An 18,581-nucleotide genomic window follows, 5' to 3' on the forward strand; every position below is an offset into this window, starting at 1 on the left:
AACCTGATTCGATGCGATTACCAAATCTCGGATTTACCCATATCCCTTTGCTCCCGACACACTTTAACCCGACTTGGCAGCCACAATCGCATCATACCGCTCTTGCCGCTCGGTCTTGGTCAGTTTGGGACAGCTGTAACAGTAGTTCTGCCCACCGTACACCTGATAGTGCAGGCAGCATGTCGGCTTCATCAGCATAGTCTCTCCCGGTTGATGCGGATTATCGATCTCGACCGGTTTGAATGACAGCAAATTCTTGCGTAACCCCAGAATCTCCGGTGGCAAGGCGATGACATGCTCATATCCCTGAATTACAGCTTCTCGTTCCGATTCTGTAATGTCCATCTTTACCACCGTCGTCTTGAACCATCTCAAGATGGATGCGAGCTGTGCCCACATCTGACCCGTGTTTGCTTCTCCAGCAAGGGCCACCCCTTCAATCAGTGGTCGTAGTTGTTCGCCGTAATATGCTGTAAGTAACTCATTCCGCCAGAGGGATCCACCTTCAACACCGTTGTTGACTGAACCAGGATGGGCATGCTCAGTTACATCCAAAAGTTGAAAATGGAGTACGGGGCGCCCCTCTTGAACCTCCAACTGCAGTTGGATATTCTCCAGCGAAATATTCAGCGACGTGTCACACATGCAAGTCATGTAATGAATACCAAGCAATAGACCTCGAACAGAGTGCATGAAATATACAGCAGCAGAGCGAAGAGAATCTGCACGCAGGTGCTCATTATAGGCTTCGAGCATAAGCTTTGCGTTCTCCGGATGTCTCAACAATGTCAAAGGCATGCCAAAAACCGGTTCGTTAACCGGGCCGGTCGTTATACGTCCATATTGCTCTAACCACGTGTAGTTGATTGCTCCCATTGGTTGCAAACCTCCCATGAATGCGAATGAGCCGCGTGCATTATGCACAGCGGCTTCATTCTATAATGTAAGGACCACGTATGGCCCATTTCGTTAACTTCCTGTCGCTTGACGAGCAAGTTGCTCTGTCCGTCCGCCTGCATGAACCATCGCGCTGTTCATGACCATCTGGTCTGGCGTTTTGGATTGCTGACGTTCACCTGCAAGAGCGTATGGCAAGCAAAGCGGTACACCGGAGCGCGGATCCGTTACGATATCTGCTTCGATGTTAAATACTTCACGAAGTACATCCGTGTTCATAACTTCCACGGGTGAACCATGTGCAATGGCTTTACCTTTTTTGATACCAATCATGTGATGAGCATAACGGGAAGCGTGGTTCAAGTCATGCACAACCATAACAATGGTACGATTGGCTGTGGCATTCAGCTGCTCCAGCAATTGCAATACTTCAAGCTGGTGAGCCATATCCAGGAACGTTGTCGGCTCGTCCAGGAAAAGGATATCTGTTTCTTGGGCAAGTGCCATGGCAATCCAGGCACGTTGACGCTGTCCACCGGACAGTTGATCAATCGGACGATCATGGAATTCAGTCATGGCTGTCACTTCAATAGCCCATTCAATCATGCGTTTGTCTTCAGAACGCATGGAACCAAATCCTTTTTGATAAGGAAAACGTCCGTAGGATACTAGTTCAGTAACCGTAAGTCCTTCAGGGGCTGTCGGGTTCTGTGGCAAAATCGCAAGTTGCTTGGCAACTTCACGCGTAGACTGCTTATGGATGGACTTCCCGTCGAGCAATACATTACCTGCTTTTGGAGCCATAATACGTGCCATCGTTTTCAGGATAGTTGACTTCCCTGAACCATTGGCTCCAACAAGTGCTGTAATTTTTCCTTGGGGAATCTGAATATTCAGATCCTCTACAATTAGTCTTTCCTCATAAGCGATATCCAGCTTGGTCGTCTCCAGACGAAACATGCGATCATCCCTCTCTCATTTATCCCGGTTATGTAATCCGGCTATGACAACGAAAACGAAATTGTAATTCTGAGTATTTCCGGCGCAAAAATCTTATACATTAAAGATACTGATAATCATTATCATTTGTCAACATAAAAAACCAAATTTTCTGCTTTTTTCGAGCTTTATTCGGTCTTTTTGAAGCAGATATCTTACTCTCTTTCCGATTACACATGAGAGCTTTTCTCATTCATTCCGCGCACTTCACCACTTCTGACAATCTTTCGAGCTCTTGAATCGCAAATTTTGTGTCCGAATTGTGAATGTGGCCACTCCGATGACAGAACAACCTTCTGATCGCTGTTATCCCCAGATTTTTTGATCCTTTTTTAAAGGGTAAATCCGGGGATAGCATATGCTTCCGATGTAGCTTTCCTTTAGAAAGCTTTTAGGCGAACACTTCACTTCTTCAGGTTATTTCTGTCCTCTCCGTTTTTGTGTAAATGTTAGTTCAATCTATTCAGCCGCCATATCAAATAAAAAAGATGACCTTGAATCTAGAGTTCAAGGTCATCTCAAATACGCTCGTTTAATAAGGTATGAAGTCAGCATTTTTCAATATTTGGTCAAAAGGCACTCCATGAATCTATGCAACACGCTCAAATAATATGATCTACAGCTTAATTAGGCTGCGGCATCAATTGGATTACCGTCATCCCGCCCTGCGTACTCTGCACACTGGCAATGCTCTCGGCATCGATATCCGCTGGAAGATCCATCTGCAATCCATACGGATAAAGGCGATCCACCTCTCCAATAGACATCTGTGAAGAAGTCGTCGCATCCGCATCCTGTTCATTGGATACAGATGTATCAGGCGATGTGGAACCAGTAACTTGATCTGCATCCGTACCTTGGTCCGTGTCTCCACTCGCAGCATTAGACGATGCATTCGTCCCTGTATCCGTTGTTGCATCGGTAGCAGGATCTGAAGTGGCATCACCCGATATTGCTGGATCTGCCTGCTGAACGCCATCCTCCGTCTGCTCTGTGTTCCCCTCGTTTCCGGCTGAGGAACCATCTGTGCTTCCTTCGGAAGTACTCCCTGAACCACCATCGGATGTATCTTGGGTATCTGGCTCTTCATTCCTATTAAAGCTCTCCCACTTACCTGTAGCATCCAACTCCTGAGTACTGCCATCTTTCATCGTCAATTGCAGTGAGCCTTGCTCAAACTCATCACTTCCCGTATCATTCCTGAAACGGATCACCAGTTGAGCAGCAGATTCCGTACCCTCCTGTTCAGTCGCAGGAATCATATAAGCAATCTGCTCCGCGATCTGTACCTCAGGTTCAGCCGGAATGCCAGGCTCCTCGGTAGATGGTGTGGACGCCGCTGGCGGCTCCACAGAATTATTCATCCAGGCATATGTACCGCCAGCATTACCCAGAACCAGGATCAAGAGGATTAATCCGAACAGATTTTTCCTTTTACCCGTTAGCATCCGCACCAGTGGAGAGGACAATTCCGTCTTCGCACGGTCATAGACCGGCTTCATTGTCTTGCTGGCTCTCACGTAATACGGTTTGAAAGCTGACTTCGACTTGAATGCTTCACGGTCATGGGCTTTGAAATACGCCACGATCGCATCCGCATATCCTTTATGCGCATTGGAACCCCGGACAAACATTCGATGATCTCCTGACCATTCGAAGAATGGATACAGCCCCTCAGCACGACTTGCATTGGTGCGGATGAATTCAATCAGGCCAGGATAATCCAACCGGTTGCTGCCGCTTCCTCCCCGATAAAAAGCCATCGGTAAAGCTTCATATACCGCGATCCCCGGATTAACCTGCAACTCTCCGGCAAGCCAGCGACGCGACCAGCGTTGAAGTTCATTACGTTCTGCCAGGGAAAGTGCCTCCAATGCCTCTTCTTCATTCCCCTCGCCACTAAGCCACACTCTCGCAGCCAGCATCATGTTCGTTCGAGCAGATACATCAGAACCCTGACGTGCCGCCCAATCCCGAACCTCATTGCCATGCTGCAAAATATCAATGCTTAATAGCTGTTCACGGTTAACCCGTTCCAGATCCAGATCCTGAATCATAAACAGGTTAATGACATAAGCAAGCTTGTCTGCAAGGCGGGTTAACTCCTCCTGATATGCCGGATCTTGACTGGCAGACGAAGATCCCCCTTTGCGATTAGGACGGGCTGTAGCTTCAGATTGACCAATTCGTGCCGTAATGCCTGTATCATAGGTGACATCAGCGGATACCCGATCCAGTATGTTAACACGCCGGAGGGCTTCATTCGCAGACTGTACCGGATTAGGCGCAGAACATAACCGTTCACGCAGCTCACTCGCTGTCCGCTCCTGCAAGAAGCTGTAGTGGATCGCAGATGGATGGGACGTAACCCATCTTCGGATCACTTCCACAACGTTCGCTGCCGATTCCGTGCGTTTCAGCTGATTGTCCAGATAAGGCTCGAACAACAGCTTGGTGAGCGATTCATTGGCCAGCACTTTATCAAAGAATGCTCGATTCAGCTGCGGATCCCGATCCAGCACAGCATACAATTCCTGCACAGCACGCATACGCTTCTGGGCACGAGCATTATTTACACCGTAGATAAAATAGTCCACAATCCGGGATTGCACCACAGGCGCGGCAACACTAGAATATTCTCCAATGCGAGCGGCGACGGCCTCTTCGGGTACGTTCTCGCGCTTCACACTGTCCAGTTCCCGGCTGAGCAAGGTCAGGAACAGCTCGTTCAGACGTGAACGTTGCTGTGATCCACCTTCCGGCTTCAGATAGGTCAACAAGCCACTCAGAACATGGCTTTTGTTATCCAGATACTGTTCTTCCATGCCTTGTTCAAGACCATAGAACACCGCGAGTTCCCCATATGCTTCAATGGAAAGTTCCCGTCCAGGCTCCATGCCGGACAGCATCTCATCGGCAAACGTATAGAACGCATCCGCAGCACCAGGTTCCTGCAATAAAGACCAGGCGAATTCTGCATAAGGTAACTTCGCCACAGATGCATCCGCATGGGTAACTCTGCCGGACACCAGATCAAAGGTGAAATCCTTCTCCGTATTCCGGTCTTTCGGACGTAACGTCCCTCGCTCAACAAACTGGACGTGGATGCCCTTCTTGGCCTGTGGCTCCTTGGCAAACGTCATGAATCCCAGCTGCCGCCGGAATGCGTATGGTAAAGCCGTGTACAGCAAACGTAACAATCCTTTGGCCCCTGCGGTCACTTCCTCTGCGGGAAGGTCCAGCGCAATGTATACTTTTCTGCGTGTCGCTACAGACTGCATTACGGCGTAGAGCAAGCGCTTGAACAGCACTTCGTTCATTTTTAAGGTGCTCAGCACTTGGGGTGGTGATGAATCAGGACCACTTCCCGGAGATATGGGCAATTCAGCAAGCGCCGGCAGTACTGTACCTTGTTCGATGTCATAGGACGTGGCGAACACGGCATCCAGCCAGCCGCCTTGTTTCATCTGCTCTTCCGAACGTTCGGGAGACAAGACGTAATTATGTGCAAAAAAGGCACTGCGCAGCCCGGTGAAATCCGCAGACTGGTACACATTTTGCCCAAGAATCGTCTCTCCACTCTCCAGATGAAGCAGGTGAATGGAAGCCGGAAACTTCGTCTCGTCCTTCTCGCTACGGCCTGTTAGCTCCGCTGGAGCGTCATAGACACAGTAGGGGTGAAGCACTTTTTTGATAAAAGAAGGGTCCAGTCCCGGCGATGCCGCAACCGTATCAAACCCCTCTGTTGTGCGAAACACCCCGCGCCGCTCTCGGGTATACAACTGTTGTTCAATGGGCGGGGTTACAGAAGAACGCATCATCCCACTCTCCCCTCAATGTACTTCAGCTTGTACAGGAGCCACAGGAAAGGTTCATCCACGCGAATCGGACTAACCACACCCTGCAATTTCATATCCACCGGATTGCTACCCAGCGCAGAGACTGCGAAATAGGCTGTATCCTTGAAGTACACATCCATCGTGCCCTTGAACGGACGATCCACCTTCTCGATAAAACGCCGGATCTCCCCGTCGATATTCTCGAACTCGGTTAAGTCAAACCAATCGCGGTGCACCATGTTGCGGAAGACATTACTGTTGGATTTGATATAATCCCCCTCTTCATCCTTGAGGGAATGCAGCATATCGCTTTTCGTGAGCACAACAGCTGTTGGAATATTCGTTTTGGCTTTGTCCTGATACGCAATAAAATCTCCAAACATCGTCAGCACCACGTCACGTGGCTCATCGTATCGTGGTGTCCACTCTCCCGGCTCGTTGCCGAGGTTAATGCGAATTTTGTCCCGAATCGAACGAATCTGAAGCGGGTCCACCATGAACAGAATACCTGCCGAGTTCTTGATGTGCTGCCCGTGAAGTCCGAGATAATCCTGCTCCACCATACCTTCACCCGCAACGTCGAAGAACACCAGTGTCAGCGGCGCTTTATCTTCGTCCTTGAACACAAACTGGAAGATAAACGGCTCCTGCAACTTCTCCTTCTGCGTGGAATCCAGCAGATCGCCCCGTTCGAACAACGGTTCTTCATAATCCGCACGGAACCGGCGGCTTATCTCCGCATTCAATGGCATGCAAGCCGCGTCAAAATGATCGGCCGTATAATGCTGCAATGTATGAATTAATGAAGTCATGTAGACGGATTTACCTACCTGGGATGCACCAATGATGGAAATGATATTGCTCGGTGCTTTACCCGCCGTAACAGGTAGCTCGTTATGACATTGCGGACACAACCGGCGACGCGTAACGACACCATACCGATCGTTCAGCCCCATCACGATGTTATCGGAATAAATCCGGTGTTCCTCCGGTACATCATGAGGTGCCAATACCGCCTCCATATCAAATACCGTGTCGAGTCCGAACCTTTCGCGATACCGATTCAACTTCGCATCTTCCCCGAGTGCGTAGTCCTCATCATCATCACGGTGATGGGCGGCGCGGAACACCACCTCTTCCGGTGAAAACTTGCTGAAACAATAAGGGCATACAATATCATAAAACAGCGGACGTTCCTCCGGCTGTTGTCTCTTCAAAAACCGACTAAAAAAGCTCATAGCCACTCCCCTCCCCTGATCAGTCAGACTAAGGTGATTTACACTTGCACTACGATGACAGAGTAACCTTCCAATCGCTAGTCCAACTATCTAGTCTGATATAAGCCGATAGGCGGCTCCATATTTCGGTCCGTCCGTGAAGAATAATCGCACATAATCATCCTTGGCAACTTCAACGGGCGGCATCTCATTTCTTCCGGGAGCAAAATCACTCACAAAAGGATACACCGTACCATCTTCCTTATTCAGCGGAACCCCGCCCTGTTTGCGAACATAACAGAGGGCTTCCTTTGGAACAGGTACTTCCGCTGTGACGGTGATCAATACACTTTTTCGTTTCTGAAAAAAACCGCTCTTGTAGCGAATGGAAAAGCGGATATCCGCCTTCCCTGCGCTTGCAATCACCATGTTGTCCTCGTCTCGTTGACGGATCAGTAAAGGTCCCTCTTCCTGCATCTGACACACATAAACCGTGTACTTGATGGCACCAAAACCCGTGATCCGATCCGTGTATCCATTGCTCGCCTTATATTCCTCTCTCGTGTACAGCTTCAGCTTGCCCTGTGCAGGCTGTTCTCCGGTACGATCATCGCTCATCATATCCAGCTCCAGCCGTTCTACATAGACAGCTTCTACCCGTTCTGGCCAGAGCCAGCGAAGTGTACAACGTCCTTCGTCCACCGCAAGTGTCAGTTTTCGAATCAAGGGTGTCGAAGGGTCTGCATCCGTAAATCGCATTTCCATTGACCTCCCGACGTTAGAATCCTTTGCTGCGTGTATCTCTTGGTCTCTGACCGAACCCTTCAGCTGAAGCAGTTCCGCCGCCAGCTTCACGACGACCCCTGCTCTTACGCGGCGTGTTCTCCTTAATCGGAACAATCCAGGAGAAGAGGGTCAGTACGCCAGACAAAATGAGCATCGCACCAAGTCGTACGAATGTATCACCCACGTTCGAACCGTCGAGGCCCCATTCCAGCAGAAGTCCTGCCAGTAGACCTGACACCGCACCACCAATACCGAAGCTGAGCGCGAGATGACGGTTATCAAACACGAGTCCGAGTGATACACCCAGCGCCACGCCAATCAGTAACACGGCTGCCACACGGAAAATCGCCAGATAAACGCTATGCTCCATCATACCTGTACGCTCCGTTACCAGCGTCCGTTCATCAATCGTATCGTAGATCTGCTGGAATGCCAGATTGAGACCACCGGAATCCGGTACATCATAGTACATACCACCCGTTTGTTGGGCAATATTGCGCAGCAGATCTGTTCCTGATGGGTCCACTAGACTTAGGCCGACCGTATTGATCGATATCTGTTCACTGGTATATTGGGACAAAATATCTGCCGTATCCGCTTCACTGAAGCCATCGGATAACAAGATGACCACTGTACCGCGTTTCGGGTCCTGTTTGCCCTGAATCTGTTCCATGCCTTCCCTCAGCACGGCATCAAAATTGGTGCCGCCCGAAGTTGTGACAATGCCATCGATTTTGCTATAAACCTCATTCTTGGCCGCTTCACTATCCAGCGCAATAAACGGCTGTAACAACTGCGGTTGGTCATCAAACGTAATGACAGCTACCTGTTTGTCACTCTCCATTTGGCTGATCAGTGTCTTGGCTGCTTCAAAGCGTCCGTTATCCGGATCTGTCTCGCTCATGCTGCCCGAGTTATCGATCATTAGTACGATGTCTTTCACTTGCTTCACACCGCCTGGATTGATCTGATACAACAATTGCAGAGCGAGTCCAACAACAAACAACAGAGCCAGCGTTGCTGGAACAAGCAGTTTCCACGACAGTCCCAGATACCGGAGTTTCCATGAAGCACCATTCAGCTTGGGTGAGATCATCTCTGCGATCAAACAGAACAATCCAACGCTCAGCGCCAGTACGCCAAAGTATAATCCCATCAGCAACAGACGCGGCATTTCCCCAAGCCATTGTCGCAGCATGATTTCTCCTGCCGCAAAGCCCACTGCCCCGCCAATCAGGCTGAACAGGACCAGGAGAAGATTGATTTTTCGCTGCATGTCTACATGCATCCTTTCCATACCAGCCGTAAACAGGCTGAGTTAATACAAGATTGGTGCTGGGTGTCAGGACACCGCCAGACGTCTTAACGAATGGGTGACAACTTCTCCACCAGACCCCCGGGGTGAAGTTCATAGCCATTATCCGTGTACGAGTCATAATATACCTTGCCGTTCCGATACACCATGAGATCCTCCAGATGGAAACCGCCCATCAGATTGAGCTTCTCCACACCACTGCTGCGTTCTTCGTACACCACACCCAGCTTATAGATGCGTGACGTCTCTTCGGCATGTGCCGCGTAGTCCATGAAAGCACTATGATGGTCACCAAAGAAATACTTCTCTTCATACCGATGTTCCTGCGTATAATCGAATACCCGGACCCGAACAACCGCCTGATCCTCCAGCGTGTGGTACAACCTGCGGAACAGATCATCCCGGGTTAATACGTCTTTATCTCCGTAGGCAATCGTAACGTTGGCCCGCTGCAACAACTCTTCTTCAAATGGTAACCGCAACGGCTCGGCTGTAAGCAGCAACGAGTGACATACCTCCATCAGACGTTTCAGCAGACGATCATCACCTTCTGTGGCGAGCCGGTTCATGTCTCCCATGTAACGGTCCTCAAACCATACATCCCGTCCGCGCTTGGCTTCCAGGTCGGTGATGAGCTCTTCCGTCACTTTGCCGTAGTACTCCATCACGTTCTGCCCGATGTATTCATCCGCAGCAGCGATACTTTGGACAGCTGTTTCTCGCAGTGTGCGTTCCAGTGCCTCAAGTGCTGCTGTGACTTGGCGACTGAAACGATGAAGTTCTTCCATCTCCGTATCGTAGATACGCAGCAGATGTAATTCATTTTCCAGTCGCAGTAATTCTACCTTCGGTACATACACTCGCTCAAGCATGCAGTCAATCAGATTACGTACATTCTGCTTATCACGGAACAACGCACGTTTGAACGACTGATCTTCTACGCGCTCTTGCTGACGTTGCTCCAGCAGAGCACGTGCCGATTCAAGCTGCATCGATTTATCCCGAATCAATCCGAGCAGCGCTTCACGTACACTACCAGGCTCACTGTCACTCCAGGCAGCCCACTGGAAGTAACCAACCTCTGGATGCTCCGCGCGGGATTGTTCGGCCTGACGGCGCAGAGAGCCGCCAGAGCTGCGTTCGCGCACACGCTCTTCGACAAGACGAACAACGTTATCGCGGAAGTACGCTTCAGCTCCTTGTCCAAACAACGCTCTCTCCGCTTCACGAAGTGAGAGCGGCTTCAGATCAGAGAAACTGACGTTATGCGTCATAATGCCACTCATGCCACTAACCAGATCTTCATTGGGCAGCAGACCTTCGACTTTGCGTTCCACCGAGGCCGCGTCCAGTCCAAAGAAAGCGAGCTTGTCCTTGATGCTCAAATCCGGCTCCTGCCGCATGCGTGCAAGCAGATACCGATACATGTGATATAACACCGCCAATGCAATCGGCTTGTTTGGCCGCCTGATCTCGGCAAAACCCGCGCTGGCATAACCATGCTGATCAGAGGTAGTACGAATATTGTTTTTAAAAGATGTATTGTTGTACGTGTTCGCTCCCGTGCTTGAAACGCTACCCGAGTGATCTGCATCCTGCTTCCTGTTCTTCAGCAGGCAGATGCGGCAGATGATCTCGGCATTTTCGATCCAGCCACCGGGAACGCCGGTTCCACGCTCATTTTTGTCGGACAACAGATATACCAGATCAAACAACGGGGAAGCGGGATGTGTAACCGGAATGGAGATCCCATCCTCCGTCACCAGCAGTTTACCGCTGAACGTGTAGTCCAGCGACTGCATATAATCCAGTTCCCGCAGAAAAGCGAGGCCTGCTGCGCTGGCATATCCAAAGGAGTCCACCTGCTCCATCTCGCTGACCAATACATGCAGATCCGTCTGCACCGACTTGAAGGCTTGGGACAAAATGGTCTCCGTCAGCTTGGTGAGCTCTGGCAACAATACATTCAGCGGATCATCCGCCCTGGTTACCACCGTAACGTAAATCCGATCAAATGACGAGTATAACCGTCCATATTCGGCAATTCGGTTACTGACCCGCCGAAGCGTACGATTCAGATCGTAGAGCGCCTGATCCGATTCGTGGAAACTGCGATGTACATCCTTACGCCGTGTTTTGGACGGTCGCTCCGTCTGCCCAGCGGACAAAGGCAAGCGGTGAAGAGTCACCTGCCCATCATCGGACGAGCCACCATGCCTCGTTTCAACCGGATGCTCTTTCTGATCTTCTGTACCAATCTGAACGTAGACCACACCGTCTCCGTTATCCCATTTCAGCCGATTGATCTCCTGCACGGCAGACACTGCAGGTGCAACCAGATCACCCACAAACAGGAACAGCGCCGGGTAATGGATACTGCTGCGTCCATCACCCAGGCTGCCTTGACGCTCCTGCTCTATAGCATACTGTGCTGCATACTTCTCCAGATCACGCTTCAGGGTATTGTTCGAATTGAACTCCATCCCGGCCGCCATCTTACTTCAGCCTTCTGCGAATGTCGTTCAGCTTGGACGACATCGTTCTGTAGAACTGATAGATGTCTTCTCCGTTAGCCAGTTCTACCCGCTCGTATTCGAGACGATCGCGCGATTCCATGAACAGCGCAGCCAGATCATCCAGCTTTGTCAGCAGTGGGGTGATATCCTCAGAAGCTGTAAGATCGTTATCGCGGCGGGAGGCTTTGCGCAGCAATGTACTGCGATCCTTCTCTGCCAGACCGCGGAAGTTGCCAAACACTTCATACTCGGCAAAGTTACGGCTCTTCATCAAGTTTGCGAACGGCTCCCATGCGTCTTCTTCCGGGTCACGGTCATAGACGTAGAGCGCACCTTTTTTGACGATGGTGTCGGTATATAACGCTTCGATGAAGCGGTCATACCACTGCTCTTCGTCTTGGTACTGGGCAAGAATGCCTTCGAGTTCTGCGACTTTGGCCGAGATGGCATTCATCTTTGCCAGTTCCTCTCGTACACGTGCGATCAACTGCGGGGAGCGTACCAGGTTTTCTTTGGCCATATCTTCATTAATACTGCCGAAAATATCCTTAACTCCTACACGTGGCAACCCTTCGGATTGCAGACGTTTCAGCTCAATCACCGCCCGCTTCACTTCGCCGAGGTTCGGCGTGGTGGACGTCAGACGCATGTCGTAGGCTCCCAGTTTGGCAGACAGATCAAACGCTTCTGTTGTCACAATCGCATACCGGTTGCTTGTATTCTCATCAATCGATTTGGCTGTCACAATGTTGTATCCAAGCGCCTGCTCGAATTCATTACGAACACGGGCGTTATATTGCTTCACGCGGGCGTTCTCGTACACATCTCCCCATGATTTCTCTGGAATCGGAGACGGCAGATAGGTCCAGTTATTTTTCTCCGTTTGTACCAAGTGACGACCAATGCCTTCTTTGTCCAAAATGGTACGTTCATAACTTTCCTCATATACCTTGAGCGGAGTATACACAAAGAGCGGTACGCCGTTGCGGGTGTTCAGCCAGAAAATCCGGTTACGCACTTCACTTTCCTTGACGGTAAAATGAGACTTGCCTACCGCATTGTTCTGATAATTGCGAATCCCTTTCAGAATGCCTGGCGCCTGTGCCGGTACCGATACAAATCCCCATGAAGGGAAATGCAGACTGCCTGTACTGTTGCTCAGATTGAACACCGGAACAGCCTCATCATCCAACTTGCCAGCAATGAAACGTTCCACGAATTTCTCGACTGACTCATCCTGACCGTATTTGATCACCAGGAAATCTTCCATGGAACGGGTAATCAGATCACCGAATTTCTCACTCAGGAAGTCGGAGATGGAGCTGACGATATCAATCTCGTTTTCTTTCACCCACTGGCTGGAGTTTTCCAGCAATTCACGAGAGAAGTCACGGATTAGATCATCTGTATCACGCTTATCCAACAGCCCGTCCACCACACTGACGATATCCGGTACACTTACGACGTTCCAGTAATATGTTTTGTTGCCTTTGTGATCGGCTTGTTCTTCGCCGCGTGTCAGCAGATCACCGTTCTTCGTGAATATCGAGCTAAGGGCATTCAGCGTTTCGGTAAATACGTTATAAATGCGGCTGTTTTCCTGGTTCAGCAACTCATACAGATCTTCATAGAACTCGATCATCTGATCGTTGCGTTCCACGTCGGCGTGCAGCCAGTACTCATGAATTTTTGCTTCAATATAAGCATTCTTTTTCTTCTCTTTGGAGACAAAAGCACTCTTCGCATCGCCCAGCTTCTCTTCGGACTGCTCCTGAGCTGCTTCAATATCACGTGGAATGCGGAAGGCATTCTCACGCAGCGTTTCGATGTACGACTGAATCATCTTCAGTACACAGAAACCTTTTTCCGTATAAATCAGACGAGAGACATAAAACGGACCTTGTTCGGGATGCAAAAACATACGCCGGATCTGTTCGGTGAACTGACCGGCAATCTCGCCCGGCAGTTGTTTCTTCGCCTTGATATATTCTTCACGAGCACGAGCCAGGAAGTTCTGCTCCAGTTCGGTATCCATATTCACAACCTGTGATTTCACCACGTTGCCATAGGATAAACGCTCGCTGTTCTGATAACCAGGCAGCGGCTCAGGCACGCGGGCTTCAAAGGACTTGACCACACTTTCGAGATCAATGCCCAGCTTGCGGGCAAACTTCTCGGTATCCTCCTGGTTTGGCGCTTTGGAGAACATGGTGTTCATTTTGTCGAACATGCGATACGCCAGATACGTTGTCATCTCTTCAATTGGCAGTACAGCTGAAGAGGCACCGATGATGTTGTAATCATAGTTAGCCGGGTACACCTTGTTCATCTGTGCAATGTTGGTGCGAATGTTGCTGATATAGTCATGGATCGCAAACTCCTCACCCGACTGCTTCTCCTCACTTGCCATGAAGTTGGTAATGTTCTCGGCCGTGACGTTCATGCAATAGTCGTACGCGTTCTCTAGCAGCTTGCCTTCGGTATTGGTCGCAGAGATCAGGTGACACAGGTTAAATGGCGGCAGTGGTGAGTTGACTGTTAAAATATTGCCGTACTTCTGTGTAAATCGCTCACCGCGGCTATCCACGTTCATCCAGTAATCCAGCTCTTTGAGCGCTGCATATCCGTTCTTGCGAATGTATTCACGCGTGTGTTCGCTCAAGCTTTTATTGGACAGATTCACGTCTGGCGTGAACAGATATCCCAGCGTATTGACGCGGTCAATCCCGGCAGAGCCGTGATCCCGTTCGATAATGCCGCGCACGATATAGGAAATATCGAGGAAACAGCCGCTGCCTGTACCGCCGGACAGACCTGTCAGCAGGAACACCATCAGTTTTTTGTTGGTGCCTACAGATAAGGTTTTGATCTTTTTGTCGATGGCCTGCACGACTTGATTAATCTTCGTGAACAGGAGCAGACGTCCAGCCTGACGTACACCTGCGGCGCCGTTCATACCGTCCGTGATACTCAGTTCCGGAGACAGCCAGTCCGTAATATACGGTTCGAGCACGCTGCGGTTTTGAAGAAGTCCGCCGATCTCGGCATTGGACAGCAGCACGAATTCATTAATCGGATCAAGTCCGATCCCTTTATACTTTTTGGCACGATCCTGTTCGTTCGTCTCAAAAGCCAGAAACTCCACATTGTCCGGCTTGTCCATTTTTTTCTTGGATACCGGGTCCTGTGGCAGCTTGAAACGACGGTTGATCTGATATTTAAGGCGCAGCAACGCATCAATTCCCGTTCCTCCCAGACCAATGATCAGAATGGGGTTATCAATCGTATCAACTCTGATTTTCTCACTGACAATACCTCCGCCAAGTGATACATCCAGTTGCTGAATATGTTCTCTAACAATCGGTTTCATTCCATGTCCTCCTTTGATTAACAAAGTTGGAACTGCAACTTCATTACACTTGCCACTCCGATGACAGAATAACATTCCGATCGCTGTTATCCCCAGATTTTTTCAATTCACTTTTACAAAGTGAAAATCCGGGGATAAAGGCGAACGCTTCCGCTTCTTCACGTTATTTCTGTCCTCTGCGTTCTCGTGTAAACAGTTGGTCCCAAATTTTATTGGCATCCTTTTAAACTAAACAATCAACTTAAATCAAATAATCCTTCACACCAGATATTCAATCAAAATCGTTTTGTCCGCCTGTTGCAGCGGGATGCTCAGTCGGTCACCGTTCTTCAGTTCAACGCCTGAGCTTGCATCGACTGCACGACCGGATTTCTCGAGCGTACCGCCTGCGGTGTTACGGATTATAATTCGATCCCCATTGCTGGGCGTAAATACGTATTTTTCGGTTTCCTTCAGCTCAGGGTCCAGTTGCAACAATTGATGCAGATGGAATCTGCCGCGGAAGGATACCAGCTTTTTATATTGCGGATATGACTTGTCTCCTGTGTTCTCATCACGAATCTCCACAACCATCTGGCCTACAAATCCTCTGTTTTTTTGTTTCAGCCAACCCATCAGGAACCAGGCACCAACACCGACCACAATCAGGGCTATAACACCCAGGATCACAGGTAACCAAGGAAACGGCTTGTCCTGTTCACCGCCTGACGTTGTCGGCTGAGATCCACTTCCAGCTGCTCCGCTCGCGTTGATCGTGATTGGCGCACTTTCACGGTAGAAGCTGTCTTCTTCCGCACGGATGACCAATTCATAATTATGATTGTCTGGTACTTCAAACGTTCCGGCAAAACCAGAACCTGTGTTTTCCAGCGGTTGTTCCTCGCTTTTACCTGTATCTACATCTTTCACAACCAGCGTGGCCTTCATATCTGTATACAGATCATTATCCTGGAGTGGCTGACCGCCATTCTCCAGTTTGGCTGCAAGATCAACCTTGTCCCCTTTGGCATAGGACTTGGTCTTAATTGGGTCCACAACGAGCTGAAGATCATAGTTGAACAACAGGTTGATATCGATGCTGTCTTTCGGAGCCCCTTTTACCCGAAGTTTCCAGTCTCCTTCTTGGGGTTTCAACAGCTTCACGAGTGAATAACTCTTCGACGTCGAGAGCTTGGCTGCATCCGAGTTCAGGTCCACGGCTTGTCCGGAAGGGTCCGTCAATTGCACTTCCACCGGCTTCGAAGACATGATCGAAATGTTTGCTTCCAATACACTGTCATTCGGTACATTCACGGTAACTTCCTGATAACTGCCGTTTCCCGTTACAGAGGGCAGCTTCACCACATTCAGTTTGGCATGATCGGCGAAGATCTCACTCAGAATCTGTGGCAGATCATCCGGCGTATCGGTAATGAATGACTTGCCTCCGGTCTGCTGGGCCAGGTCTGCGAGTGCATTCTTGTTCAGCTTGCCATCGGCGTTCAATCCAATCGTATACACCGGAATACCCTGATCCTGTGCTTCCTTCACGGCTTTTGCCAGATCAGCATCGGATTGTGCCTGTGTACGGCCTTTGGTTTTGTTAAAGTCATTGTTCCCATCCGCCAGCAGCACGATCATTGGCGAGTGGGATGGGTCTGCACCATGATTCAGTATGTTGACGGCTTCGGCTACACCAACTGAGACATCGGTATATGGCCCCCGGCCGAGCTGATCAATAAAATCTTTCAGACTGCTCTTGTCCGCATCGGACTGAATCTCCAGCATAGCCTTTTCCCGCTCCACCTGATCGGTATAAGCGACAATCCCTACCTTGTCCCCCTGGACCGGCAGCATATCAATAAACATTTTCATGGCTTCATTACTGATCTTGTCACGGTCACTTGTATTCATCGAGTTACTTACATCGGCTACAAGTACCGCATCGATTCCGCTTGTCTGTGCCTGAGCCGCTGCAGCTTGTGGCAGCAACGCTTGAGGTAGCAGTAGCGTTAGAATTGCCAGTAGAACCATCGTTCCGCTGAGCCAGCGTATTTTGCGTGTCCGCAGCATTAGGTGTACTCCTTCACGTTTGAGATTAAAATGGGAATAGTTTATTATAGGCGTCAAGCCTTAAGGAAATCTTAACAGTCTACTAATAAATTCTGAAAAGCACCCCTATCTTGAGTTACAGTTTTGTAATGACTGACAAAAATCGACGATTTCACACCTTGAACTGGAACAAAAGTACCAACTATGGAAATATGATATAGTTATTGCCAGCAAACTGCAATATAACAGCGCTTGTTTACCAAGCTATAGAAGGGAACGGATTATGGTTACATACGGATGCCTCGCCATATTGTTTCTTTTTGTCATGATAAAGGGTTTTGCACTCCAGCTTCATCGGCGGAAACCGGTCTCCCGCGAAGACACGGATCGTACCCTCTACACTATTCTGAATGGTGAGCGTGATTGAGCATGAGTACTAAACTAGTTGTATCCATACGACCATTTCATCGAACGACCTATGCCTATGAAAAGTTGCAAGTCTGCTCACGTTGTGGACAGTATACCTGCCTATGGGAAGAGGAGTGCACGGCCTGTGGCCGGGGTACCCTAAATTCCGTTCAAGCGAAGGCGACTTCCCGTGTCAAACGCCGGATTGCACGCGACCTGTTCATTACGATATTGTTCGGTGCAGCTGCTACCTATTTTGGTGAGACCATAGATCAGACCATGGCGGCAGCCAGCGTTTCCCTGCTGCTTCTGGCCTTAATGATCTTCATGCAGAAACGTTCGTTCGAGGTAGAGCAGCAGCGCGAGTTGAAGCGAACATTGCAACAGGATGAGGAACTCATCCGCCAGGGTATTAACCGCAACTGGGCTCTGGTCGCCGAAGCTCGAAAGCAGGATGAAGCACTTGCCTATGAGATGCTCCGCGAGATCGGCTCACTCGTCTACAATGACCGGATTCGACTGCAACAGGTTGCGCTGTTACAATCCTTTGTCCTGCGCAGTGATATGGATCTGCAGCTCAAGCCCTTGCTGCTGAGCAGTTTTGAGCGGCTGCTCGCTGAATATATCGGTGAGATCGCACGGCTTAAGCCGGATTTGATCCGTGAAGATGCGATTCGTTATATCGCTACCTATGAAGTGAACATTTTACAGCTACACAACGGGATTCAGATTCTTACAGCCGTAGCTGCAGCTGCCGTGCGCAAGAGCAAATATATTGAGTTATTCCCTAGTCTTATTACCCGCTACGCCCGCTTTATGCCCAAGGATCGATTCATGCGGCTCTATCACACGATTGAACGCTATCCGAGCAAGGCACGTGGGGGACTGGCAGAGTCGGTAGGCCGGGTGTACAACGAGAAATATCGAGATCAATACGCAGATGTTCATGTGTAGGGATGATATATTGAGAAAGAAAAACGTAGTTTAGTGCAAACTCACTCCGTGTATATAGACGACTGCAATTTCATCCACCCCTGCATGCACGTCCGCACCACGGATCGAAGGTTATGCTTCTAATGATATAAGAATTGATCCAAAAACACCCCATCCTTAGGTCTAGGATGAGGTGTTTTGAATTTTATGGCAGTCTGCCACGTGCTATACGCAGTACACGAAAAAAAGGAAAAACTAGATGGGGAATAC

Annotated in this window: 10 protein-coding genes; 1 reads left to right on the forward strand and 9 read right to left on the reverse strand. The window is 49.6% G+C overall.

Annotation, left to right across the window (positions count from 1 at the left end; translation table 11 throughout):
• Positions 1-63: 63 nt before the first annotated feature.
• The 9 genes from MHI06_RS27385 to MHI06_RS27425 form a co-directional block, all read right to left on the reverse strand.
• On the reverse strand, positions 64-876 hold the full coding sequence (locus MHI06_RS27385) for a (2Fe-2S)-binding protein (protein WP_340399700.1): 813 nt from the start codon (positions 874-876) through the stop codon (positions 64-66).
• A 93-nt stretch (positions 877-969) separates the two neighbouring features.
• Complete coding sequence (locus tag MHI06_RS27390; protein WP_169479840.1) at positions 970-1,857, reverse strand: ABC transporter ATP-binding protein; 888 nt, start codon at positions 1,855-1,857, stop codon at positions 970-972.
• A gap of 662 nt (positions 1,858-2,519) precedes the next feature.
• On the reverse strand, positions 2,520-5,717 hold the full coding sequence (locus MHI06_RS27395) for a hypothetical protein (protein ID WP_340399701.1): 3,198 nt from the start codon (positions 5,715-5,717) through the stop codon (positions 2,520-2,522).
• Positions 5,714-6,973 carry a hypothetical protein gene (locus MHI06_RS27400; protein WP_024632789.1) on the reverse strand — a complete coding sequence of 420 codons (1,260 nt, stop codon included), beginning with the start codon at positions 6,971-6,973 and terminating at the stop codon, positions 5,714-5,716. Before MHI06_RS27400 ends, MHI06_RS27395 begins: the two co-directional genes overlap by 4 nt.
• A 90-nt stretch (positions 6,974-7,063) precedes the next feature.
• Positions 7,064-7,711, reverse strand: a complete 648-nt coding sequence (locus tag MHI06_RS27405; RefSeq protein ID WP_340399702.1) for a beta-mannanase — start codon at positions 7,709-7,711, stop codon at positions 7,064-7,066.
• Between the two features lie 19 nt (positions 7,712-7,730).
• The gene (locus MHI06_RS27410) at positions 7,731-9,014 is read right to left on the reverse strand and encodes a vWA domain-containing protein (RefSeq protein ID WP_340399703.1); all 1,284 of its coding nucleotides are present in this window, start codon (positions 9,012-9,014) and stop codon (positions 7,731-7,733) included.
• Between the two features lie 86 nt (positions 9,015-9,100).
• Positions 9,101-11,548 (reverse strand): transcription initiation factor TFIID, encoded by a 2,448-nt coding sequence (locus MHI06_RS27415; protein ID WP_340399704.1) that lies wholly within the window; start codon positions 11,546-11,548, stop codon positions 9,101-9,103.
• Between the two features lies 1 nt (position 11,549).
• Positions 11,550-14,939 (reverse strand): tubulin-like doman-containing protein, encoded by a 3,390-nt coding sequence (locus tag MHI06_RS27420; RefSeq protein ID WP_100528326.1) that lies wholly within the window; start codon positions 14,937-14,939, stop codon positions 11,550-11,552.
• Positions 14,940-15,197: 258 nt separating this feature from the next.
• On the reverse strand, positions 15,198-16,991 hold the full coding sequence (locus tag MHI06_RS27425) for a VWA domain-containing protein (RefSeq protein WP_340399705.1): 1,794 nt from the start codon (positions 16,989-16,991) through the stop codon (positions 15,198-15,200).
• A gap of 408 nt (positions 16,992-17,399) precedes the next feature.
• Between MHI06_RS27425 and MHI06_RS27430 the strand changes: the two genes are divergently transcribed.
• Positions 17,400-18,332, forward strand: a complete 933-nt coding sequence (locus MHI06_RS27430; protein ID WP_340399706.1) for a hypothetical protein — start codon at positions 17,400-17,402, stop codon at positions 18,330-18,332.
• Positions 18,333-18,581: the final 249 nt, after the last annotated feature.

It is taken from the genome of Paenibacillus sp. FSL H8-0079 (assembly GCF_037991315.1).
GTDB lineage: Bacteria > Bacillota > Bacilli > Paenibacillales > Paenibacillaceae > Paenibacillus.

Bases quoted from the DNA above. Each gene is read 5' to 3' on its own strand.
- MHI06_RS27385 (WP_340399700.1), bottom strand. From the start codon at position 876: ATGGGAGCAATCAACTACACGTGGTTAGAGCAATATGGACGTATAACG.
- MHI06_RS27390 (WP_169479840.1), bottom strand. From the start codon at position 1,857: ATGTTTCGTCTGGAGACGACCAAGCTGGATATCGCTTATGAGGAAAGA.
- MHI06_RS27395 (WP_340399701.1), bottom strand. From the start codon at position 5,717: ATGATGCGTTCTTCTGTAACCCCGCCCATTGAACAACAGTTGTATACC.
- MHI06_RS27400 (WP_024632789.1), bottom strand. From the start codon at position 6,973: ATGAGCTTTTTTAGTCGGTTTTTGAAGAGACAACAGCCGGAGGAACGT.
- MHI06_RS27405 (WP_340399702.1), bottom strand. From the start codon at position 7,711: ATGCGATTTACGGATGCAGACCCTTCGACACCCTTGATTCGAAAACTG.
- MHI06_RS27410 (WP_340399703.1), bottom strand. From the start codon at position 9,014: ATGCAGCGAAAAATCAATCTTCTCCTGGTCCTGTTCAGCCTGATTGGC.
- MHI06_RS27415 (WP_340399704.1), bottom strand. From the start codon at position 11,548: ATGGCGGCCGGGATGGAGTTCAATTCGAACAATACCCTGAAGCGTGAT.
- MHI06_RS27420 (WP_100528326.1), bottom strand. From the start codon at position 14,939: ATGAAACCGATTGTTAGAGAACATATTCAGCAACTGGATGTATCACTT.
- MHI06_RS27425 (WP_340399705.1), bottom strand. From the start codon at position 16,991: ATGCTGCGGACACGCAAAATACGCTGGCTCAGCGGAACGATGGTTCTA.
- MHI06_RS27430 (WP_340399706.1), top strand. From the start codon at position 17,400: ATGAGTACTAAACTAGTTGTATCCATACGACCATTTCATCGAACGACC.